This window comes from Paractinoplanes globisporus DSM 43857 (genome assembly GCF_000379645.1).
GTDB lineage: Bacteria > Actinomycetota > Actinomycetes > Mycobacteriales > Micromonosporaceae > Actinoplanes > Actinoplanes globisporus.
The window spans coordinates 191,913-212,852 of sequence record NZ_KB903306.1 but is presented as its reverse complement, the minus strand read 5'-3'; the positions used below and the strand labels follow the sequence as shown (position 1 = coordinate 212,852).

The 20,940-nt window shown below is 69.9% G+C and carries 21 protein-coding genes; 12 read left to right on the top strand and 9 right to left on the bottom strand.

Annotated features, from left to right (window positions below):
- Positions 1–2: 2 nt before the first annotated feature.
- Positions 3–983, top strand: coding sequence for a porphobilinogen synthase (gene hemB / locus A3CQ_RS0121280; protein WP_020512972.1), 981 nt, complete (start codon positions 3–5; stop codon positions 981–983).
- A 511-nt stretch (positions 984–1,494) separates the two neighbouring features.
- The gene (locus A3CQ_RS53575; protein WP_245577291.1) at positions 1,495–1,941 is read left to right on the top strand and encodes a helix-turn-helix transcriptional regulator; all 447 of its coding nucleotides are present in this window, start codon (positions 1,495–1,497) and stop codon (positions 1,939–1,941) included.
- Positions 1,942–1,966: 25 nt separating this feature from the next.
- On the opposite strand, the gene A3CQ_RS0121270 is transcribed toward A3CQ_RS53575, so the two are convergent.
- Complete coding sequence (locus A3CQ_RS0121270) at positions 1,967–2,929, bottom strand: GNAT family N-acetyltransferase (protein WP_020512971.1); 963 nt, start codon at positions 2,927–2,929, stop codon at positions 1,967–1,969.
- A 148-nt stretch (positions 2,930–3,077) separates the two neighbouring features.
- Positions 3,078–4,469, bottom strand: coding sequence for a lytic murein transglycosylase (locus tag A3CQ_RS0121265; RefSeq protein WP_026205987.1), 1,392 nt, complete (start codon positions 4,467–4,469; stop codon positions 3,078–3,080).
- A gap of 121 nt (positions 4,470–4,590) precedes the next feature.
- Here A3CQ_RS0121265 and A3CQ_RS59250 point away from each other — a divergent pair, with 121 nt between their 5' ends.
- Positions 4,591–4,815, top strand: coding sequence for an FmdB family zinc ribbon protein (locus A3CQ_RS59250; RefSeq protein ID WP_040432659.1), 225 nt, complete (start codon positions 4,591–4,593; stop codon positions 4,813–4,815).
- 692 nt (positions 4,816–5,507) lie between these two features.
- On the top strand, positions 5,508–8,312 hold the full coding sequence (locus tag A3CQ_RS0121260) for an adenylate/guanylate cyclase domain-containing protein (protein ID WP_026205986.1): 2,805 nt from the start codon (positions 5,508–5,510) through the stop codon (positions 8,310–8,312).
- On the opposite strand, the gene A3CQ_RS0121255 is transcribed toward A3CQ_RS0121260, so the two are convergent.
- Positions 8,275–8,775: a phospholipase gene (locus tag A3CQ_RS0121255; protein ID WP_020512968.1), complete on the bottom strand. Its 501-nt coding sequence runs from the start codon at positions 8,773–8,775 to the stop codon at positions 8,275–8,277. The genes A3CQ_RS0121260 and A3CQ_RS0121255 overlap by 38 nt on opposite strands.
- Before the next feature lie 164 nt (positions 8,776–8,939).
- On the opposite strand from A3CQ_RS0121255, the gene A3CQ_RS0121250 reads away from it, so the two are divergent.
- Positions 8,940–9,953, top strand: coding sequence for a potassium channel family protein (locus A3CQ_RS0121250; protein ID WP_026205985.1), 1,014 nt, complete (start codon positions 8,940–8,942; stop codon positions 9,951–9,953).
- Between the two features lie 505 nt (positions 9,954–10,458).
- Positions 10,459–11,112, top strand: coding sequence for an NYN domain-containing protein (locus tag A3CQ_RS0121245; RefSeq protein ID WP_020512966.1), 654 nt, complete (start codon positions 10,459–10,461; stop codon positions 11,110–11,112).
- Between the two features lie 10 nt (positions 11,113–11,122).
- On the opposite strand, the gene A3CQ_RS0121240 is transcribed toward A3CQ_RS0121245, so the two are convergent.
- Positions 11,123–12,160 carry a 2-oxoacid:ferredoxin oxidoreductase subunit beta gene (locus A3CQ_RS0121240; protein WP_026205984.1) on the bottom strand — a complete coding sequence of 346 codons (1,038 nt, stop codon included), beginning with the start codon at positions 12,158–12,160 and terminating at the stop codon, positions 11,123–11,125.
- Positions 12,153–14,024, bottom strand: a complete 1,872-nt coding sequence (locus A3CQ_RS0121235; protein ID WP_040432688.1) for a 2-oxoacid:acceptor oxidoreductase subunit alpha — start codon at positions 14,022–14,024, stop codon at positions 12,153–12,155. Before A3CQ_RS0121235 ends, A3CQ_RS0121240 begins: the two co-directional genes overlap by 8 nt.
- Before the next feature lie 205 nt (positions 14,025–14,229).
- Here A3CQ_RS0121235 and ndhC point away from each other — a divergent pair, with 205 nt between their 5' ends.
- From ndhC to A3CQ_RS0121210, 5 genes are all read left to right on the top strand, one after another.
- Positions 14,230–14,607 carry an NADH-quinone oxidoreductase subunit A gene (gene ndhC / locus A3CQ_RS0121230; RefSeq protein WP_020512963.1) on the top strand — a complete coding sequence of 126 codons (378 nt, stop codon included), beginning with the start codon at positions 14,230–14,232 and terminating at the stop codon, positions 14,605–14,607.
- A gap of 69 nt (positions 14,608–14,676) precedes the next feature.
- On the top strand, positions 14,677–15,198 hold the full coding sequence (locus tag A3CQ_RS0121225) for a DivIVA domain-containing protein (RefSeq protein ID WP_020512962.1): 522 nt from the start codon (positions 14,677–14,679) through the stop codon (positions 15,196–15,198).
- Entirely contained in the window at positions 15,195–15,677 is a 483-nt protein-coding gene (locus A3CQ_RS0121220; RefSeq protein ID WP_020512961.1) for an SRPBCC family protein, read from the top strand. The genes A3CQ_RS0121225 and A3CQ_RS0121220 overlap by 4 nt, the downstream gene beginning before the upstream one ends.
- Positions 15,678–15,758: 81 nt before the next feature.
- Positions 15,759–16,358 carry a DNA-3-methyladenine glycosylase I gene (locus A3CQ_RS0121215; protein ID WP_026205982.1) on the top strand — a complete coding sequence of 200 codons (600 nt, stop codon included), beginning with the start codon at positions 15,759–15,761 and terminating at the stop codon, positions 16,356–16,358.
- Between the two features lie 13 nt (positions 16,359–16,371).
- Positions 16,372–16,914 (top strand): hypothetical protein, encoded by a 543-nt coding sequence (locus A3CQ_RS0121210; RefSeq protein WP_020512959.1) that lies wholly within the window; start codon positions 16,372–16,374, stop codon positions 16,912–16,914.
- Between the two features lie 102 nt (positions 16,915–17,016).
- Here the strand turns inward: A3CQ_RS0121210 and A3CQ_RS0121205 are convergent, their stop codons facing one another.
- From A3CQ_RS0121205 to A3CQ_RS0121195, 3 genes are all read right to left on the bottom strand, one after another.
- On the bottom strand, positions 17,017–17,829 hold the full coding sequence (locus tag A3CQ_RS0121205; protein ID WP_026205980.1) for a serine protease: 813 nt from the start codon (positions 17,827–17,829) through the stop codon (positions 17,017–17,019).
- Positions 17,830–17,933: 104 nt separating this feature from the next.
- Positions 17,934–18,722 carry an enoyl-CoA hydratase-related protein gene (locus tag A3CQ_RS0121200; RefSeq protein ID WP_020512957.1) on the bottom strand — a complete coding sequence of 263 codons (789 nt, stop codon included), beginning with the start codon at positions 18,720–18,722 and terminating at the stop codon, positions 17,934–17,936.
- On the bottom strand, positions 18,719–19,531 hold the full coding sequence (locus A3CQ_RS0121195) for a PaaX family transcriptional regulator (RefSeq protein WP_020512956.1): 813 nt from the start codon (positions 19,529–19,531) through the stop codon (positions 18,719–18,721). The genes A3CQ_RS0121200 and A3CQ_RS0121195 overlap by 4 nt, the downstream gene beginning before the upstream one ends.
- 274 nt (positions 19,532–19,805) lie before the next feature.
- On the opposite strand from A3CQ_RS0121195, the gene A3CQ_RS59245 reads away from it, so the two are divergent.
- A complete protein-coding gene (locus tag A3CQ_RS59245) occupies positions 19,806–19,973 on the top strand; it encodes a DUF3117 domain-containing protein (RefSeq protein WP_014447667.1) in 168 nt (55 codons plus the stop codon).
- 199 nt (positions 19,974–20,172) lie between these two features.
- On the opposite strand, the gene A3CQ_RS0121185 is transcribed toward A3CQ_RS59245, so the two are convergent.
- A complete protein-coding gene (locus tag A3CQ_RS0121185) occupies positions 20,173–20,745 on the bottom strand; it encodes an O-methyltransferase (RefSeq protein ID WP_245577302.1) in 573 nt (190 codons plus the stop codon).
- Positions 20,746–20,940 lie beyond the last annotated feature (195 nt).

The window sequence follows — 20,940 nt, the reverse complement described above, 5'->3', positions numbered from 1 at the left end:
CCATGTCGTTCCCCGATGTGCGCCCGCGCCGACTGCGGCGTACCCCGGCCCTCCGCCGCCTGGTGGAGGAGACCCACATCGCGCCGTCCGAGCTGGTCCTGCCTCTCTTCCTCAAGGAGGGGCTGACCGAGCCCCGGGCGATCAGCTCGCTGCCCGGCGTCGTACAGCACTCCCGGGAGTCGCTGCGCAAGGCCGCGCACGAGGCGGTCAGCGCGGGCGTCGGCGGCCTGATGCTGTTCGGCGTGCCGACGAACGAGCACAAGGACGAGACCGGCTCGTGCGGTCTCGACCCCGACGGCATCCTCAACGTGGGCATCCGTGACCTGGTGGCCGAGGTAGGCGACGCCACGGTCATCATGAGCGACCTGTGCCTCGACGAGTTCACCTCGCACGGCCACTGTGGAGTGCTGGCCCCCGACGGTTCGGTGGACAACGACGCAACATTGGCCATTTATGCCGATATGGCGGTGGCGCAGGCGTCCGCCGGCGCCCACATGGTCGGCCCCTCGGGAATGATGGACGGCCAGGTCGGCGTCGTCCGCCACGCACTGGACAAAGCGGGCTATCAGGACACGTCGATCCTGGCCTACTCGGTGAAGTACGCGGGCGCGTTCTACGGCCCGTTCCGTGAGGCCGTCGAGTCAACCCTCAAGGGCGACCGTCGCCAGTACCAGCAGGACCCGCCCAACCTGCGGGAGGCACTGCGCGAGGTCGACCTGGACGTGGCCGAAGGCGCCGACATAGTCATGGTCAAGCCCGCCCTGGCCTACCTCGACGTCATCGCCGCGGTCCACGACCGAGTCACCGTCCCGGTAGCCGCCTACCAGGTCTCCGGCGAGTACGCGATGGTCGAGGCCGCCGCCGCGAACGGCTGGATCGACCGCGACCGCGTCATCATGGAGTCGCTGACCGCGATCAAGCGAGCCGGCGCCCAGATCACCCTCACCTACTGGGCCACCGAGGTAGCCCAGCGCCTCCGCTGACCCCCCGCGTCACCCGACACGCCGTTCGCCTCCGCTGCCGGCCCCAACTCACCGGCCGGCAGCCAGGACGGCGATGACCGGTGGCCATGCGCAACTGTGTCCGTTGCCCGATCCGTCACTCAAACGACGCGTCGTAAACACGCATGATCACCCGCACCCCCGAATCCCCGAATAGGCGCCGCCCACTTTGCTCTGCGCACCTATACGCCCTGCTCTGCGCACCCATACGCCCTGCTCTGCGCACCGATACGCACTGCTCTGCTTACCCATACGCGCGACGGGAATCTGAGCGTCTGGGGAAGGAAGCTGCACACGTCAGTTGCGCGTATATGTGAGCAGAGCAAAGGGCTGCGGAGCCGTACTGCCGTCGGAGGCATGCGGGGGGGTTCCGCGCGGAGCGAAGCTAATGGCTTCGACGTTATCCACAGGCGGTCCCGGACGGCGTCGTGAGGCTGCCATAGTCTTCCCCATGTCATCAGCAAGTCCTGCCGGACCGGAGGTTTGGCTTCCCGTGCCCGGCCTGGTTCGGCGCGTCCGCCGCATCGCGGGCATCAGCCAACGTGAGTTGGCGGTGGCCGCCGAGGTCTCCCGGTCCACGATCGGTCGTATCGAGCGGGGCTCACTAATGCCGAGCCTGCCTATCTTCGAACGGATACTTGGCGTGGCCGGCCTCGGCATGGTGATTGTCAACGATGACGGACGAGTGATTTTGCCGATGCGGGATCGGGACGACGCTCTCGATGGGGCCGATCGGCGGTATCCGAGTCACCTCGACACCATCCTGGATCCCGAGCCGGGCGAATGGTGGGGCGATCAATATGGCCTTGCTCGTCCGCCGGAGACCTTCCACCGTGATCGGCGAACGCGAGAGATGCAGCGACGGCGGAGTCAGTGGGAGGTCAGAGTCAAGAAGTATCGCGATCAACCTCCGCCGCCGCAGATGCCCGGCTATCGCTGAAGAGGCCAGGCATCGCGCGGCGAAGTTACTCGATCGGCTCGAGGAGCTGGACCAGCTGGGCCACGTCGGCGCCGTACTCGAACCAGTCGCGGTCGGGCTGGTAGCCGAGTTCGGCGTTGACCTTGAGCATCGACTCGTTGTTCTGCGCGTTCCAGGTTTGCACCTCACGCAGCCCGGGCTCGGCGTCGCGGAGCTCGAACAGCATGCGTGCCTTGATCGCGCGGTCGATGCCGTAGCCGCGGTGCGCCCGGACGACGATCGTGTCGTACTGGTCGGCGCGCTCCGGATGCTGGGCCGGCACGACCACCTCGGTCAGGCCGGCGACGTCGCTGGTCGCCTCGTGGATGGCGAGCACGATGTACGGCTTCAGGCCGCGCTTGTGCAGCGTGTTCAGCGAGTCGCGCAGCCGCTGCGGATCGGAGGAGCGCGGCGCCAGGTCGAGGTCGTCGTCATCGTCCTGCGCCTCGAGCTTGGCCTGCGCGTACGCCTCCAGAAGATCTTCCGGAGGGCCGCCGGGGTGGTACTCCACGCGGTAGCCCGGGGCGATGCCGACGGCCATCTCGCGCAGCGCCGGCCAGTCGACTCCGCCCAGGGTGAGCACGCTGCGGGTTTCCACATACTCCCGCTCGAAGCCGAGCGCCTCGTAGAACGGGATCGCCGGGGTGCCGCCGATCGCCTCGACGCCGATCGACGAGAAACCCTCGAGATAGGCACGGCGGGCGGCCACGGCCACCAGCTGCCGGCCCAGGCCGCGGCGGCGCAGCGACGGTTTGACCATCACCTCGAGCACGCCGATGTCGCCGAGCAGCAGGACGCTGACGTGGGCGAAGATCTCACTCTCCCCCTCGGGGAGGCGGTCGTCCTCGGCCACCCAGCAGATCCGGCGTTCACCGGGGACGGTCTCGGCGAGATACTCCCTGACCTGGACGTCCTGCCACGGTGGATCGTCGGGGAGATCCACGGCCAGGACCGCGTTCACCGTCTCCACGAGCGATCGGATCTCCCCTGCCGACGCTGACCGGGGATCCCACTCTCGCACCCTCACCCGTACAGCTTGCCGGTAAGCGGACCTTCAGGGAAGTGCCGCGAACGTAAATGTGCGGGTGCCGTCACTGTGCGTCTATGTTCGGTTCCCATCATCGGCTGCGCTGACCGTAGTCGTTGGCTGCTTCAAAGACCTTTTGGGCGTACGGCTGAACAGCGTTGTAGGAAAGAATCGCGTCCCACCAGGATTCCGCCTTGGACAGGTCGCGCCCGCCCTGGCACAGGTAGACGGCGGCGGTCAGTGACGCATCGTCGATGTCGTTCGGGTCGGCCACGCCGTTGTTGTCGGCGTCCATCTTGTATTGGTTCCAGGTGGACGGGATGAACTGCAGTGGACCGACGGCCCGGTCGTAGGTGGTGTCCCCGTCGATCGCGCCCTGGTCGGTGTCCCGGATGAGCTGCCGCCCACCCTTGCCGTCCAGCGGCAGACCGTAGATCGGCGGCTGCACCGAGCCGTCCGCGCCGAGCACCGCGCCGTTCGCGCTGCCGTGCGCCGACTCGACCTTGGCGAGCGCGGCGATCGTCGTCCAGCTCAGGTGGCAGGCGGGCATGGTCTTGCCGACGACGAGCTCGGCATAGCCGTACGCCTGCACGGCCACCACCGGGATGCCGACCTTGGTGCCAACCTGCTGGGCCCAGCCGTTCAGGGCGTCGGCCGGGCGCTGGCCGGGCTGTCCGACCTGGCCGTTCTGCCCTTGATCGGGCGGAATGGTCCCGGTGGGCGCGCCGGTGGCGCCGAGCGGGGCCGATCCGGTGGGCAGGCTGGCCAGTGGTCCCGAAGCCGTGGCTTGGCCGGGGAAGGCGGGGGTGGCGGTGGGCGCGGCGGCGTTCAAGGCCTCGGGCACGAGGTAGATGCCGGCGGTTCCGGCCGCGCCGAGCAGGAGCAGGGCGATGATGCCGGGCAGGACGAGGCGACCGCTGGGGCGCTTGGCCCACGCCGACGTGTTGCGCCCGGCCTTCCGGACGGCTCCCACGGGACCGGCCCGCCGGAGCGGCACCGGGTCGACCTTGGGCTTAGCGTCAGGCTTGGCCCCTGCGTCAGGCTCGTCGGGCTTGGCTCCCGCGCCGGGCAGGGATCCCGCTCCCGCCTTTGCCGCCGCGTCGGGCTTGATCTCGGCCTCGGGCTTGGCTCCCGCGTCGGGCTGGGCCGCTTCGCCGGGCTTGGGCAACGCCGCGGTCTTGGCCTCCGCGTCGGGCAGGGAATCGGCGTCGGCTTTTGCCGTCGCGTCGGGCTTGATCTCGGCGTCGGGCTTCGCCTCGGGCCGGTCAGCTGCCGCCTTGTCCGGTGCGATGGCCTTCGTCGGGGCCTCGGATGCGCTCTGCCGGGCCTCCACGGGCCTCGTGATGGCTTCCGTCTTGTCGGAGGTATCGACAGCCGGTGCTGTCTCGGGGGCCGCACCGGAACTGCCGAGTGGCCCGCCCTGGTGCGGCGCGGCCGCGCGCAGCTCAGGTTGCCCCACCGGTGTCTTCCGCCCGTTCGCCACGGCCCGACCATACCCGCCAGAGGCTCGCGGCAAGAGGTCGCATCGAGGCAGGCACATGACGTTACGGCTGGGTAGGGGCGCCGCGTGCATTTCTGTCGTATCCGGGGCCTACTCTTTGCCAATGCCGCGTTACGAGTTCCGGTGCCGCGCTTGTGGCGACACGTTCGAGGTCAGCCGCCCGATGAGCGAGGCCGCCGCGCCCGCCGCCTGCCCACAGGGCCACGGCGATACGGTCAAGCTCCTCTCCACCGTCGCGGTCGCCCGTGGCGGCGCCGCGGGGAACGCCGGCGCGCCCTCCGCTCCACGCCAGGGCGGCGGCTGTTGCGGCGGTGCCTGCGGCTGTTAACGCAGACCGCGCGCTGAGACCGACCGCCGCCGACGGCAAGCACCCACCGGCTGCCAACCGGGCGAGTGACGCCTGGCGGGATGTGGGCCGGCCTGGCGGGGGCTTGCGGCGGGAGCGCGCCGTCCCTGGCAGCACGCGGCTGGCCGCCAAGCGTGACGTAGCTCGCGGCAGCGACCGGCGGCCCGTGATCGGCCTGGCGGCTCGCGGCGCTCAACGGCGGTACTGGCAGCAGGCCGTCGCGCCGCCTGTGACCACCGCGGCCGGTCGGCGCGAAGGACCCGTGAGGCTCGGCGTGAGAAAAAGTCGCGAGAAAGTTATGCGCGGGTGCGCACGTCCAGAAGGGGTGGCCTTTGTGCACCGACACGGCATATGGTCCCGGCGATCGATCTTCGGGGGCGGGCCGCGACTACGGAGCGCAGTGACCGAGCGACGTGGAGAGACGTCAGGCGGGTGACTCTTGCGGGTACGCCCGAACGGTCGGCCGGAACTGACCAACCGCGGCGTGTCCTGGCTCGATCCATTTCGTTACGTCACGCGTAGTGCATAGAGAACGTCGATGACTTTCGGGTGAACGTCCTTCGTCCGGGGTCAGCCGTGACGGGCGGATCGTTACCGTCCGTTTCTACGATGCACGGTAACGCTGTGATACGGCAGCATGAGACACGACTTCCCAAAGGAGGCGGAGGTTCACCGTGTCGGGACGGACCGAGCTGCCGAGCGGCCGGGTGACCTTTATGTTCACGGACATAGAGGGCTCGACTCGTCTGGCCAGGATGCTCGGTGACGACTACGCGTCCGTCCTTCGTGCTCACCGTACGTTGCTACGCACGGTGTTGAGCGATTTTGACGGTGTCGAGATGTTTACAGAGGGTGACTCTTTCTTTGTTGCCTTCCGTGAGGCAGGCTCCGCGCTCGCCGCCTGTGTGGAGGCGCAACGGCGACTGTCCGCACACGAGTGGCCGGGTCGCGACGCCATGCCCCGGGTCCGGATGGGCATGCACACGGGGTGGGCCCGCCCGATCGGCGACGAGTACGCGAGCATCGAGGTGCACCGCGCGGCCCGGGTCGCGGCGGCCGCACACGGCGGTCAGATTCTCTGCTCGGGCGCGACCGCCCTGGCCGTGCTCACCGCCGGCGTCCCCGCCCCGTTCGAACCGTCCGTGCCGATCGCGACCCTGCTGATCCCGGTCGGAGCGGGCGCAGGAGCAGGAGCGAGCGCAGGAGCAGGAGCGAGCGCAGGAGCCCGCCCCAAAGCCGCGACGATCACGCAAGCCAGCACAGTGGAGAACCCCGTCGCCGACTGCCTCTCCGGCGTCGACCTGCTCGATCTCGGCCCGCACCGGCTGCGCGGCTTCGACGACGACGAGCGCCTCTTCCAGGTCGTCGCGGCCGGCCTCGACCGTGACTTCCCCCGCCCGCGCACCCCGGGCTCGGCCCGCCACAACCTGCCCGCCCCGCTGACCTCCTTCGTGGGCCGCCGGGCCGAACAGGCCGAGCTCGCCGACCTGCTGACCAGGCACCGGATCGTCACGATCGCCGGGCCGGGCGGCGCGGGAAAGACCCGCCTGTCCCATGCGGTGGGCGAGCGGGTGCTCACGGCGTACCCGCAAGGGGTTTGGACGGTCGATGCCGTCAGCGCGGCAACCGGCCTGGCCCCCGCCCTCGCCGCGGCACTCGGGCTGCGCGCCGAGCCGGGCCGGCCGATGCTCGAGACCCTGCTCGAAGAGTGCGCCGGCCGGCGGATGCTGCTGCTCCTCGAGACATGCGACGCCGCCCCCGAGGCCTGCGCCGGCCTGGTCCGCCGCCTGCTCGCCGCCTGCCCGGGCGTGGACGTGCTGGTCACCGGCCGCGAACCCCTCGGCGTGCACGGCGAGCTGGTCTGGCGCATTCCGCCGCTCACCCCGGCCGACGCCTTTGCTCTGCTCAGCGAGCGTTCGCAGGCCGCGCGCGGCGGACGGCCCGGCCCGCTCGAGGAGAGCACCGACCTGGCCGAGGTGGCCGCGCGGCTGGAGGGATCGCCGCTCGCGATCGAGCTCGCCGCCGCCCGGATGCGGCTGTTCACGGCCGCGCAGCTGGTGACGCGCCTCGACGACCCGATCGCCGCGCTCGACCCGATCCGGGCGGAGCCCGAAAAAGAGCCGCGGCCCGACAGCGACCCGGCGGAGCGCCACGAAAGCCTCACCGCCTCGCTCGACTGGTCCTATCGGACGCTCAGCGTGCGCGCCGCCGCCCTGCTCCGGCGGCTCTCGGTCTTCGCGGGCCCGGTCGACATGCCGACCGTCGAGTGGTGCGGCCCGGACGCGATCGGCTCGCTCACCGAGCTGACCGAGAAGTCCCTGATCGAGGTCGTCCCCGGCCCGCGCTACCGGATGTCCGAGCAGGTCCGGGCGTACGCGTCCCGCCGGCTCACCGCGGCCGGCGACGAGCGCGCGGCCCGCGACCGGCACGTCTCCTGGTCGCTGCACACGCTCACCGGGGTCACCGTGGACACCGACGGCCAGCCGCGCACGGTCTCGCTCACCGAACGCGCCCCCTACGTGCGGGAGTGGCAGTCGGCGCTGCGCTGGGCGGCCGCCGACGGCAGCGTCGAGGCGGGACTGCGGCTGGCCGGCGCCCTGGACCCGTGGTGGCGCGAGCACGGCGGTTCCCGGGAGGGACGTGACCTGCTGTTCCGTCTCTACAGGCGGCTCGACGAGGCTTCGGTGGCGCCCGCCGGCCTGGCGAGCGCCTACCTTGTGCACGCCCGGCTCGCCGACGACCCGGAGGAACGGATCCGCTTCTTCGAGCGGGCCGAGCGCCAGGCGCGCGAGGCCGACGACCAGGGCCTGCTGGTGCGGGCGCTGTCCGGGCACCGGCTCGCGCTGGTGGAGGAGCGGCAGTTCGACGCGGCCGAGCGATGGTGCCGCGAGATGATCGCGCGCTCCGAGGAGTACGGCGTGCCCGAGGCGGCGCTGCCGGCCGTGGTGACGCTGGCCGAGCTGCTCTGGCGGCGGGACGCGGTCGACGAGGCGGCCGAGCTGCTCGGCGGGGCTCGTCAGCTGGAGGCCGGCCGTCCCGAGGACCGCGGCCGCCGCACCGTCGACTGGCTACTGGGGATGGTGGCGCTGCGCCGCCGCGACCTGGTCGCCGCCCACGACCACCTGGTGGTGGCGCTGCGGTCCCGGCTGCGGCACGGGTTCCGCGGCGCGGCGGCCGACGCGGTCGCGGCGATCGCGGTCCGCTGCTCGCTCGGCGGTGACCCGGAGATGGCGGCCGTCCTGTTCGGCGGGGCCGAGGCGGCCCGCGGCGCCCGCCGGACAGACTTGTTCGGGCACTTCTGGTCGACGCAGCAACTGTCGCTGCGCACCGCCCTCGGCGACGCGGCATTCGACACCGCGTACGCCGAAGGGGTGGGTCTTGGTTTTGATCGGATTGTGGCCATGGCGTTGGCCGTGGAGCACCCGGATCTCGAGGACGGCGCTACGCGGTTTGCCGCATCAGGGTTGACGCTCGATTGAGGTCGGCCTGCTTGACCGCGGACAGCGAGCCGAAGTTGTGTACTGCCTCGTAGTACGTCCAGGCCAGGCTGTAGCAGGCCGGGCGCACGAGCGTGCTGTAGGTGGCGCACTTGCGCTTGAGATCGGCGTAGAACATGTCGTCGACCCGGTCCTTGTTGGCCGGGAACGCGCCGATCGCCTTGTAGTTGCGGTACCCGAAATCGTGGTGCCAGCAGGACAACGTGAAGTCGAAGCCGAGCGGCTTGTCCGGGCTGGCCGAGCAGTAGTCGGTGGACCAGTCGAAGTTGTAGGACTGCCAGGGCGCGCGGTCGAGGCGGGCCGCGTTCCAGGCGTTGGTGCTGGCCGCCGTCGTCTGCGTCCACCCGAGCAGGACGGACGACTTGTCGGTGGCGGCGGAGGCGGCCGTTGCGGGGATCAGCACGCCCAGGGTGAGGACCAGAACGAGGAGGATGCGTCGGGTCATGCGGGCAGTCTTGGCTCGGATCTCCCAGCCATACAGATCTGTCGATCTCGTTTGCCGTACCGTGCCGAAGTTACCGGCGGGTATTCCCTAACGATCGTTAATGTGATGTCCTGGAGGGCGTGCCTGTGCGCGGCCAACTATGGTGTGTGCGTGCGGGACGAGAAATGATCCATCTGCCTCTGGTTCGCCATAGCCCCCTGCGCGCGCTTGGCGTCCGGGTGGCGTTCGCGGTCGCGTTGGTCCTGGTCACGGTCACGATCATCTACATCGACCGGGACGGGTACCGGGACATCAACGAGGATGGCCTGTCACTGCTCGACTGCTTCTACTACGCGGTCGTGACGCTCTCGACGACCGGTTACGGCGACATCACCCCGGTCACCCAGGACGCCCGGCTGGTGAATGTCCTGGTGATCACCCCAGCGAGGGTGCTCTTCCTGATCATTTTGGTCGGCACGACCCTCGAGGTCCTCACCGACCAGTACCGCAACAGCCTGCGTGTGGGCCGGTGGAGGCGCAAGTTGAAGGACCACGTCATCGTCTGCGGCTACGGCACCAAGGGCCGGGCCGCGGTCGCCGCGCTGCTGGAGAACGGTTACGACAAGGCGCGCATCGTGGTGGTCGAAAATCGCGAGGTCGCGCTGCGCCAGGCCGCCTCGACCGGTCTCGCCGCCATCGAGGGCAACGCCACCCGCTCGTCCGTCCTCAACGAGGCCGACGTCAAGAACTGCAAGGCCGTCATCATCGCCACCGACAGCGACGAGGCGTCCGTCCTGATCACCCTCACGGTCCGCCAGCTGACCGCCGGCCAGGTCCGCATCATCGCCGCCGTCCGCGAACAGGAAAACGCCGCCCTCCTCAAACAGAGCGGCGCCCACCACGTGATCGTCTCCTCCGCCACCGCCGGCCGCCTGCTCGGCCTGACCACCACGGCCCCGCCCCTGATCGACGTGGTCGAAGATCTCCTGACCCCCGGCCAGGGCATGGCGCTGGCCATGCGCAGCGCCGAACGCAGCGAGGTAGGCCGAAACCCGCGCGAACTGACCACCCTGGTGGTCGCCCTGATCCGCCGGGGCAAGGTGCTTCCCCTGGGCGGCGAGCAAGCGGTGACCATCGAAACCGGCGACATGCTGGTCTACATCCGCGTCGAGGAAAGCAGCGTGGGTCTCTCCGTCTGATCGGCCGGCAGCAACCTCCAAGACCAGGTCAAATTCATGAAGTCGTGCCTGGTTGCATGGTGCAGACCGTCGCTCCCGCCGAGGCCGGCCTGGGGCCCAGCTGCGCTGGCCCGAGGCCTTCATTCTGCGTGAGTGGCAAACCCCGAACCGCCCTCCGCGACCCGGACATCATCCGCTGGCTAGCCGGGATCCTCCGCACAGCGCGCTATATCGGTCGACGGGCGATATGCGCCCCGTGTCGGGCTCGCGACACCGAGTGGATCGCGCCCGCCGCATTCGCGCCGAAGTCTGAAGCCCTAGTGAGCGGCCGGCGTTTACGAACAACTCCCCGGTTATTGGTAGATGCGTTCCGATGTCATCACCTCTAGACTAGGCGTAAGACTACGTTACACGCCGCTAGATGGGCGAGGGCAAGAAAAAACGGCCCCCGAGGGGGCCGTCCTGCCGTATCTCTCGGCGTCGAGCTTGTCTAGCGTACACCCCCTCGACCGGGAGAGCAAAAGCAATGGCGTCACTTGCCGCCTACATCGACGGCTTCAACCTCTACTACGGCATGAAAAGCAAGTACCGGCGAAAGTACATGTGGCTCGACCCGGTTGACCTGATTCGTCTCCTCAGGCCGAAGGACGATGTCGTCCTCGTCCGCTACTTCACCGCGCTGGTGCGCAATGACGCCGAGGGTGTCCACAATCAGCTCGGCTACCTTGACGCGATGCGGGCACGGAACGGCTCTCGCCTCGACGTGCACCTGGGCCGATTCAAGGACCGTACGATCCGCGCGTGCCGTCGATGCGGCGCTCCCTACCGCTGCGGATGCGGCCTGGAGTATCGCTCGCACGAGGAGAAGGAGACGGACGTCGCCCTCGGCGCCATGATGGTGGCCGACGCGGCGCTCGGGGTCTCCGACACCAGCCTTCTCGTGAGCGCCGACACCGACATGCGGCCGGCACTACAAGCCGTCCGGCTCGTGGTGCCTGGCCAGCGCCTTTACGTCGGCATGCCGCCGGGCAACACCAAACTCTCGCGGCATCTGCTGAGCGTGGGAAACCTCGGCCACTTCTTCATCCGTGAGTCGGTCCTCCGGAGCGCGCAAATGCCTGCGGTCGTCCAGGACGCTACGACCGGTCGCACGTTCCAGCGCCCGGACAAATGGCGCTGAAGGGCGGCAGCTACATGATGGTCCAGGTGTCGGCGGCGTTCAGCAGGGAGTCGAGCATCTCGTCGGGGGTGCCGGTGGCCTCGGCCTTGGCGTCCTCGAGCTGCTTCTGCAGGATCTGGTCGTAGGTGGGGCGGCGGACGTCGCGGAAGACGCCGATCGGGGTCGTGGACAGGTCGGAGCCCGAGAGGCGGGACAGGGCGAACGCGTACGCCGGGTCGTCGACCGTGGCGTCGTGGACGACCGGGGACTCGTTGCCGATCGAGGTCGAGTCGCGGACCGAGAGGCCGAAGCCGCCGGCCGGGTGGACGACCGAGAACTGGCCCTCGCTGCCGAAGGTGATCGGCTGGCCCTGCTCGAGGCGGATCAGGTGGTCGTCGCGGGTGGACGGGTCCTTGATGAGCTCGAAGGCGCCGTCGTTGAAGATGTTGCAGTTCTGGTAGATCTCGACGAAGGCGCTGCCCTCGTGCTGGGCGGCCGCGCGCAGCACCGACTGGAGGTGCTTGGCGTCGGAGTCGATCGTGCGGGCCACGAAGGAGGCCTCGGCGCCGAGGGCCAGCGACAGCGGGTTGAACGGCGAGTCGGCCGAGCCCGCGGGCGTCGACTTCGTGATCTTGCCGAGCTCGGAGGTCGGGGAGTACTGGCCCTTCGTCAGGCCGTAGATCCGGTTGTTGAACAGCAGGATCTTGAGGTTGACGTTGCGCCGGAGGGCGTGGATCAGGTGGTTGCCGCCGATCGAGAGCGCGTCGCCGTCGCCCGTGACAACCCAGACGGACAGGTCGGGGCGGGAGGCCGACAGGCCGGTGGCGATCGCCGGCGCACGACCGTGGATCGAGTGCATCCCGTACGTGTTCATGTAGTACGGGAACCGGGACGAGCACCCGATGCCGGAGATGAAGACCGTCTTTTCCCGCGGGATGCCCAGCTCGGGCATGAACCGCTGCATGGCCGCGAGGATCGAGTAGTCACCGCAACCGGGGCACCAGCGGACCTCCTGATCGGACTTGAAGTCCTTGGCGGTCAGCTTCAACTCAACGGCAGGGCTAGCCATTCTTGACCACGTCCTCGAGCATGCTTTCCAGCGTCGCGGCGGTGAACGGCAGGCCGCTGATCTGGTTGAACGGAACGGCGTCGACCAGGTACTTCGCCCGGATCACGTGAGCCAGCTGGCCCAGATTCATCTCGGGGATCACTACCTTGTCGTACGCCTTGAGCACCTCACCGAGATTGCCCGGCAGCGGAGCGAGGTGCCGCAGGTGGGCCTGGGCGATCGGCAGTCCGCGCTGCCGCAGGGCCCGGCAGGCGGCACCGATCGGGCCGTAGGTCGAGCCCCACCCCAGCACCAGCACCTTCGAGCCCTGGCCGTCGCCGTTCTCGGCGTCCGGGTCCTCCACCTCGATGTCGGGCACCTCGATGGCCTCGATCCGGGCCGCCCGGGTGCGCACCATGAACTCGTGGTTGGCCGGGTCGTACGAGATGTCGCCGGTCTTGTCGGCCTTTTCCAGGCCGCCGATCCGGTGCTCGAGGCCCGGCGTGCCGGGGATCGCCCACGGGCGCGCCATGGTCGACGGGTCGCGGAGGTACGGCAGGAAGCGGCCGTCGTCGCCGTTCGGCGCGGCGGCGAACTCGACGCTCAGGTCGGGCAGCTCGCCGGCCTCGGGCAGCAGCCACGGCTCGGAGCCGTTGGCCACGTAGTTGTCGGAGAGCAGGATGACCGGCGTGCGGTAGGTCAGCGCGATCCGCGCCGCCTCGATCGCCGCGTGGAAGCAGTCGGACGGCGATTTCGGCGCGATCACCGCGAGCGGCGCCTCGCCGTGCCGGCCGTACAGCGCCATGTTGAGGTCGGCCTGCTCGGTCTTGGTCGGCATGCCGGTGGACGGCCCGGCCCGCTGCACGTCGACGACGACCAGCGGCAGCTCGAGCGCGATCGCCAGCGAGATCGTCTCGCCCTTGAGCGCCACGCCGGGGCCCGAGGTGGTGGTGACGCCGAGCGCGCCGCCGTACGAGGCGCCCAGCGCCGCGCCGATCGCCGCGATCTCGTCCTCGGCCTGCATGGTCGTGATGCCGAACTTCTTGTGTTTCGACAGCTCGTGCAGGATGTCGGAGGCCGGGGTGATCGGGTAGGCGCCGAGGAACACCGGCAGCTTGGACCGGACGCCCGCGGCGACGAGACCGAGCGCGAGCGCCTGGTTGCCGGTGATGTTCCGGTACGTCCCCGGGAGCATCTTGGCCGGCTTGATCTCGTAGCGGACCGCGAAGTCCTCGGTCGTCTCGCCGAAGCTCCACCCCGCGTTGAAGGCCGCCTTGTTCGCCGCGACCAGGTCGGGGCGCTTGGCGAACTTGCGCTCGAGGAACCGGATGGTCGACTCGAACGGGCGCGAGTACATCCAGCTGAGCAGGCCGAGGGCGAACATGTTCTTGGCCCGCTCGGCGTCCTTCTTGGAGACGCCGTGGTCGGCGAGCGCGCCGACGGTCATCGAGGTCAGCGCGACGGGGTGAACCGCGTACCCGTCCAGCGAGCCGTCCTCGAGCGGGTTGGTCGCATATCCGACCTTGGCCAGGTTTCGCTTGGTGAACTCGTCGGTGTTCACGATGAGGTCGGCGCCGGACGGGAGGTCGGAGAGGTTCGCCTTCAGCGCGGCGGGATTCATCGCGACCAGAACGTTCGGTGCGTCGCCGGGGGTGAGGATGTCGTAGTCGGCGAAGTGCACCTGGAAGCTCGACACGCCCGGCAGCGTGCCTGCTGGTGCGCGGATCTCGGCCGGGAAGTTGGGCAGCGTGGAGATGTCGTTACCGAGCTGAGCGGTCTCGGACGTGAACCGGTCACCGGTCAGCTGCATGCCGTCGCCCGAGTCGCCGGCGAATCGGATGACCACCCGATCCAACTGCTCGACTCGCTTTGCTCCAGCGGCCACGATCTCAACCTCCAAGGGGCGCCGGCCGGGCGGGGTACGCACGTCTATGGGCCGGCCCACGTTAGTCATCTCCAGCCTACGTCGGCGGTCCTTACTACCCGCCGCAGGCCGCTGCCCACAGTACTGACGTGATGCTTGCTCGATCCAGAAGAGTCCACCATCCGGCGGGTCATGCATCTCACTCGGTTTACTAGGCTGTCGCCTCGTGGACGGATATCTCGGGTCGTACGCCACGCTCGCGCTGGTGATCGGGGCCGGCGTGGTCGTCTTCGTGGGTGCCTTCTCGGCCAACCGGCTACTTCGCCCAGGTGATCCGGCCGAGCCGCCGGGCAAGTTCATCGCGTACGAGAGCGGTATCGATCCGGTCGGCGGCGACTGGGCGCAAGCACAGATCCGTTACTACGTATATGCGTACCTTTATGTGCTTTTCGCCGTGGAAGCCGTTTTTCTCTTCCCCTGGGCCGTGGTCTTCGACCTGCCGGGATTCGGCGCCGCCACGGTCACCGAGATGGCGATCTTCATTGCCGTGCTCGCGCTGGGGATCCTCTATGCCTGGCGTAAAAAGATCCTGACCTGGACCTGACCGGACCGTGACCCCGCGGTCGGGGTGGCGGGCTCGCCACCAAACGGCGGGCATGCCAACATCGTGCGCATGGGTCAGCTTTTCCTCTTCATCGTGGTCGCCTTGGTGGTCGCCGCGATCGTCTTCGGCGTGACCGTGATGCTGAGCGGAGGCGACTCCGGATTGACGCCCGTCGAAGCCGATGGCAGTGCCGTGCCGCTGCCGACCGACCGCCCGCTCGACGAGGACGACATCTCCGGCACCCGTTTCGACACGGCCTGGCGCGGCTACCGGATGGCGCAGGTCGACCAGGCGCTGCAGCGTGCCGCCTACGACATCGGGTACAAGGGTGAGCTGATCAGCGTGCTCGAGGCCGAGGTCGCCGCGCTGCGCGAGGGCCGTACGGCGGACGCCGACGCGCTGCGCCGGGCGCGCGAGGCCGCGATCGCGCCGGTCGCCCCGCCGCCGGCCGCCACGACCGACGACGGCGCCCTGATCGAGCTCTCGGCCGTACCGCCGCCGCCGGACGACGTGCCCGAGGAGTCCTCAGTCCGGTCGACGGCGGTCGCGGGCCGGCCGGACGGAGAGTCCGAGCCGGCGGAGCCGCGGTGAGCGACGGGCTGGACGACGCCGCCAGCCCCGGTACCGGCGAGGTGACCGCAACGGTCATCGTGAACGCGCCGGCCGCCAAGGTCTTCGCCGCGTTCCTCAACTGGGAGGGTCAGTCCCAGTGGATCCCGTTCACCCGGGTGCGCGTGGTCGAGGGCGACGGCGGCGAGGGGAGTCTGGTCGAGGCGGTCACCGCGATCGGGCCCGCGTCGTTGCGTGACGAGCTCCGGGTCGTCAAGGTCAACCCCCCTTTCGAGGTACGAGTGGTGCACTGCGGCAAGGTCCTGCGGGGTCCGGGATCGGTCCGCTGCACGGCGATGTCCGGCGACCGCACCCAGGTCGTCCTGCACGAGTGGTTTCATCTGCCCGCCGGGCCGGCCGGAAAGGTGGCCTGGCCGGTGCTGTGGCCGGGGTCGAAACTGGGCTTCACGGGCGCGCTGCGCAAGTTCGGGCGCCTGGTCGAGCAGGGCCGTCTCCCCTAGCCCCCCCATCCGACCGCCCCACCGCCGCCCTTGACCGGCCTGAAGGCAATTTTGTCGGAGGGTCCCCCTACGGTGGTCGCCATGACAGACGAATCCGGGCTGGTGATCGGGCCCGACGGCCGCGCCCGCTGCTTCTGGGGCGGCAGCACCCCCGACTACGTGGGCTATCACGACACCGAGTGGGGCCGGCCGGTCCGCGGTGACGACGCGCTCTTCGAGCGGATGAGCCTCGAGGCGTTCCAGTCCGGCCTCTCCTGGATCACGATCCTGCGTAAACGGCCGGCGTTCCGGGCAGCCTTCGACAACTTCTCGATCGACAAGGTCGCGGCCTTCTCCGACGCCGACGCCACCCGCCTGATGGCCGACACCGGCATCGTCCGCAACCGGGCCAAGGTCGACGCCACCCTGCACAACGCGCGGGTCGCCGCCGACCTCCCCGACGGCCTTTCCGTCCTGCTCTGGTCGTTCGCGCCGACGCCGCGCCCGCCCCGCCCGAGCGGCCGGGCCGGCATTCCGGCCACCACGACCGAGTCGATCGCGATGGCCAAGCGCCTGAAAAAGCTCGGCTTCAAATTCGTCGGCCCCACCACGGCGTACGCGTTGATGCAGGCCACCGGCATGGTCGACGACCACGTGGCGGGCTGTTGGGTCCCACCGATCTCGGCCGACGCGACCGCGTGATGAGATGGAGCGCATGGCGCAGTGGGCGGTGATCATTCCGGCGGACCAGTGGGCGACCGAGCGGCTCTTCCACAACGAGACCGTGACAATGCCGGGCGCGGCGACGTCGCCCTCGGGTGCGGTCGCGCCTGACGATGAGGTGCTGCTGATCGCCGACGACCACGTGGTGGCGCTGGCCCGTGCGGCGAAAGCCGACGGTGACGACCTGGTCCTGACCTATCTGCGCCACGCCTTCGACAGCCCGGTCGCCGCGGCGGGCCTGGCCGCCGGGGGCGGTCCGGTCGAGGTCGAGGCCCAGCAGTTCCGCCGGCTGGCGGCGGCGCTCGCCGGCGAGCCCGGGCCCGGCACGCCGACCTGGCTGGTCAGCCTGGCCCTGCCGATCGAGGCGGCGACCCCGGCCGACGCGGTGCGCCAGTTCTGGACCCACGTGGTCGAGCTGGGCCCCAAGGAACTGCCCACCTACGTCTGGCCCTCGGGCGACGAGCTGGCCATGCAGGCGTTCGTCCTCGGCGAGGAAGCCAACCAGGACCCCGAGGAAGAGGACGACGACGACTGACGGCAGACCACGGCCCCGCAGCAGGGCAAACCGAGGCTGCGGGGCCGTGGGATGCGACGCCGGGCCGGCTGGGCGAGTAGCGGCCGGTGTCGCGGTCCGGCGTCAGCCGCCCAGGCTCGCGGCGGCCGACTTGATGGCGGCGGAGAAGTAGCTGACCTGGCTGTAGACGCCGGGCTTGTTGGGCCGGGCGCAGCCGTCGCCCCAGCTGACGATGCCGACCTGCACCCAGGCGCCCGCCGAGTCGGTGCGGAACATCGGGCCGCCGGAGTCGCCCTGACAGGTGTCGACGCCGCCGGCCGTGTAACCCGCGCAGATCTCGTCGGTCGCGATGACCTCGCCGTTGTACATCGACGCCGAGTTGCAGGTGGCGTCGCTGACGAACGGCACCTGGGCCTTGAGCAGGTAGCGCTGCTGCCCGCCGCCCTCGGTTGCCGCACCCCAGCCGGCAATCGTGAACGTGCCCGAGTCGTACGCCGTGCTCGAGGCGATCGGCAGCGTCGCCAGTCCGGTCACCGGGCTGGCCAGCCGGATCAGCGCCCAGTCCTTGCCATTGCCGTTGTACCCGGGCGCCCGGTAGACGTAGTTCGACTTCCGGGTGATCCGGCTGCTCGACTGCAGGTCGACCACCCCGAGCGTGGCGGTGATCGACGTGTTGGTGCCGGTGCGGCTCACGCAGTGCGCCGCGGTGAGCACGATCGTCGGGCTGTACAGCGCCCCGCCGCAGCCCATCGAGAGCCGCACCATGAACGGGAACTCGCCCTGCGCGGCCCGCGAGCCGCCCACGACGTTGGTGCTCGGCGCGACGCCGTCCCCAGAGCCCGCTGAGGATGCCACGGCGGGGGACGCGGTCGCGCCCATCGCCGCGGCGGTGAGTACGGCCACGGCCGTACCCAGAAGAATCCGCCACCTGACCATCGAGGTCCTCCCAGGGGTCGAGACGCGCCCGGTAGGACGCGATGGGAGGAGCCTAGAGATAGACCACTATGAATGTGGTGATCCCAAATCGGTCATAACACGTCCTAGCGGCCCTCGAAGACCGGCTTCTGCTTGGCCAGGAACGAGCTGACCGCCGCCTTGTGGTCGGCCGTGCCCCCGCAGATCGCCTGGGCCTGGGCCTCCGCGGCCAGCGCGTCGGAGAGTGTCCCGGCGTCCCCGATCGACAGCTCGCGCTTGATCGCCCCGTACGCCACGGTTGGGCCCGCCGCCAGCCGAGAGGCCAGTTCCTGCGCCGCCGGCAGCACCTCGTCGTCGGAATCCACCAGCCGGGAGAGCATGCCGTACTTCTCCGCCTGAGGGGCGGCGATCGGCTCGGCCAGCAGCAGCAGCTCGAGCGCCCGCGCGTGCCCCACGATCCGCGGCAGCGACCAGGAAACGCCGCTGTCGCCGGCCAGCCCCACGTTCGCGAACGCCATCAGGAACTTCGTCGACGGGCCGCCGATCCGGAAGTCGGCCAGCAGCGCGAACGAGGCGCCGGCCCCGGCCGCCATGCCGCGCACCGCGGCGATCACCGGCTTGGGCATGCTCGCCAGCCGCTGCGCGATCGGGTTGTAGTGGGCCCGCACCGTGTCGAGGTCGGTGTGGCCGGACTCCAGCTGCTCGGCGTGCTCGCGCAGGTCCTGCCCCACGCAGAAGCCGCGGCCCGCGCCGGTCAGCACGATCGCCCGGCAGGCGCGGTCGGTCTCGAGCGACGCGAGCGTGTCGCGCAGCGCCACCTTGAGGTCGACGTCGAGCGCGTTCATCGCCTCGGGGCGGTTGAGCGTGAGCGTGACGACCGCACCGTTGCGATCGACGAGCAGGGAATCTGTCATGAGTCTGAGAATCCCACACGGGCGCCCCTGCTGACCGACTGCAGGCAGCGTTCGACATAGCGATCGGCGGCCGGCCGCAACCGGGTCGCGTGCCGGTCGAAGAAGCCCGCCGCGCTCAGCCCGGGCCACCGCGCCGGCAGCAGCGACGGCGGCAGCTGCGGGTCGCGGAACAGGAACGAGCGCCAGGCGTGCACGAGCCGGAACCGGGCCGCGTACGCCTCCTCATCGCTGCTGCGGGTGTTGACCGCGGTCACCACCGGCCGCAGGTCGGCGACGAACGACTCGTACGACGAGGCCAGCGACGGCAGATCCCAGGCCTTGCCGACCACCTCGGCCGCGCCGGGCGAGCCGGCCGCGTGTGCGGCGCTGAACCGCTCGTAGCCCACGCCGGCGTCGACCAGGACGGCGTCCACCTCGTCGGCGGCGCGCGGCGCGACCCAGGCGTGATCGCCGAGCGTGCCGTACCCGAGGAACGACAGGCGGTTGGCGTCCTTCTTGGCGAGCGGGCCATGCAGCAGAATGAGGTCGAAGCGCCCGTCCCATCCGGATCGTCCGGTGCGGTAGATACGGGCCGCCGCCTCGTCCAGCCGGCGCGCGGCCTTCGGGGTGAGCAGATAACCCGGTCCGGAGACCAGGCGCAGGGGGTGCAACCAGCCCTGACGCACCATCCGGGAGACCGCGGTACGCACCGCGGGCGGCGCTATTCCGAGCGGCGCCAGCAGCCTGACCAGGGCGGCGACCGGCGCCCGCCCGCCTCGAGGGCGGAGGTAGTCGCCGTACAGGTCGAAGAGTGCCGACCGCGCCTGCATGACCGCACATTGTGACAGCCCAAAAGACGATATGCTAGACGCTGTCACATCCGCCCGGGCTGGGTTTGGGTTCGCCGGTGTTCATCAGGGAAAATGTTTGATCGGCACGGTGGGCCGGGTCGCATGAAGCGCGCGATGGCCCTCGGCCGAGGGTCGGATAACGAGGTACCACGCCGCGTGGGGCTGAGCACGCGGCGTTGAGCTGAGCTAGCCGAAGAGCTGTGGCTGTGGGGAAACCCACCGACACCCTGATGTAGGTCTGAGGGGAGACGAAATGGCGGCGATGAAGCCGCGGACGGGCGATGGTCCGCTGGAGGTCACCAAGGAGGGGCGGGGCATCGTCATGCGCGTCCCGCTGGAAGGTGGTGGCCGTCTCGTCGTTGAGATGACTCCGGACGAGGCCAACGCGCTGGGTGACGCGTTGAAGTCGATCGCCGGCTGACGTTTCACGCGAGCCCGCCGGTACGGTACCGCCCGTACCGGCGGGCTTTCCACGTCTTCGCGAAAGGTCACGCTCTCGTGTTTCCGATCCGGTCGGCCGCTCGTCCCGACGACGACCGGACCAGGATCGCCCCGATCGCCACCTCGGGCCCACTGTCCCACGAAGAAGACCGGCAGGCTGCGGAAACAGCCCGTGAAGCTCAGCGCTTGACCGCCGCCAGCAGACCCGCCCCGGACGGGATCACCGCCGGGATCCACTCCTCGGCCTCGCGGACCATGCGGACCGTCTCGCGGATGGTCAGCGTGTCCACGTCGCGGGCCGAGGGATCGCTTATCCGGCCGTTGGCCATCGCGCCGTTGACCACCAGCACGCCGCCCGGCCGCAGCAGCCGCAGCGCCGCCTCCGCGCACGCGCCGAACTCGGTCGCGTCCGCGTCGACGAAGACCAGGTCGTAGACGCCGTCGGCGAGCCGGGGCAGCACGTCCAGCGCCCGGCCGGTGATGATCCGGGTACGTGAGGAGGCGAAGCCGGCCTCGAGGAAGATGCGCCTGGCGATCCGCTGGTGCTCGTTCTCCACGTCGATGGTGGTCAGGACCCCGTCGGCGCGCATGCCCCGCAGCAGCCAGACGCCGCTCACCCCCGTACCGGTGCCGATTTCGACCATCGCCTTGGCGCTGCCCGCGGCAGCCAGCAGACGCAGCACGGAGCCCGCGGCCGGGGTGACGCAGTCGAGGCCGAGCTCGTGGGAAAGGCCCCGCGCAGTCTGCAGCACGATGTCCTCGCTGGCGTAGGCCTCGGCGAACTGCAGCGACTGCGCGGTCTGCGGGCCGATCGGACGGGCGGGCGGGACGATGACGACCTCCGGGGGCGAGGGGGATGCACGTGCGGAACGGGCGTACATCGGATAAGAGAGTAGAGCGATGCTCTCCCGGGACGCACCGGGCCGTCGATGGGATAAAGAGGCCGG

Excerpts from the sequence above, each read along its gene's own strand:
- A3CQ_RS0121195 (WP_020512956.1), bottom strand. The coding sequence starts at position 19,531 with ATGCAGGCGCGGTCGGCACTCTTCGACCTGTACGGCGACTACCTCCGC.
- A3CQ_RS0121240 (WP_026205984.1), bottom strand. The coding sequence starts at position 12,160 with ATGGCTAGCCCTGCCGTTGAGTTGAAGCTGACCGCCAAGGACTTCAAG.
- A3CQ_RS0121210 (WP_020512959.1), top strand. The coding sequence starts at position 16,372 with ATGGCGCAGTGGGCGGTGATCATTCCGGCGGACCAGTGGGCGACCGAG.
- A3CQ_RS0121215 (WP_026205982.1), top strand. The coding sequence starts at position 15,759 with ATGACAGACGAATCCGGGCTGGTGATCGGGCCCGACGGCCGCGCCCGC.
- A3CQ_RS0121225 (WP_020512962.1), top strand. The coding sequence starts at position 14,677 with ATGGGTCAGCTTTTCCTCTTCATCGTGGTCGCCTTGGTGGTCGCCGCG.
- A3CQ_RS59245 (WP_014447667.1), top strand. The coding sequence starts at position 19,806 with ATGGCGGCGATGAAGCCGCGGACGGGCGATGGTCCGCTGGAGGTCACC.
- A3CQ_RS0121255 (WP_020512968.1), bottom strand. The coding sequence starts at position 8,775 with ATGACCCGACGCATCCTCCTCGTTCTGGTCCTCACCCTGGGCGTGCTG.
- A3CQ_RS0121250 (WP_026205985.1), top strand. The coding sequence starts at position 8,940 with ATGATCCATCTGCCTCTGGTTCGCCATAGCCCCCTGCGCGCGCTTGGC.
- A3CQ_RS59250 (WP_040432659.1), top strand. The coding sequence starts at position 4,591 with ATGCCGCGTTACGAGTTCCGGTGCCGCGCTTGTGGCGACACGTTCGAG.
- A3CQ_RS0121245 (WP_020512966.1), top strand. The coding sequence starts at position 10,459 with ATGGCGTCACTTGCCGCCTACATCGACGGCTTCAACCTCTACTACGGC.
- hemB (WP_020512972.1), top strand. The coding sequence starts at position 3 with ATGTCGTTCCCCGATGTGCGCCCGCGCCGACTGCGGCGTACCCCGGCC.
- A3CQ_RS0121200 (WP_020512957.1), bottom strand. The coding sequence starts at position 18,722 with ATGACAGATTCCCTGCTCGTCGATCGCAACGGTGCGGTCGTCACGCTC.
- A3CQ_RS0121205 (WP_026205980.1), bottom strand. The coding sequence starts at position 17,829 with ATGGTCAGGTGGCGGATTCTTCTGGGTACGGCCGTGGCCGTACTCACC.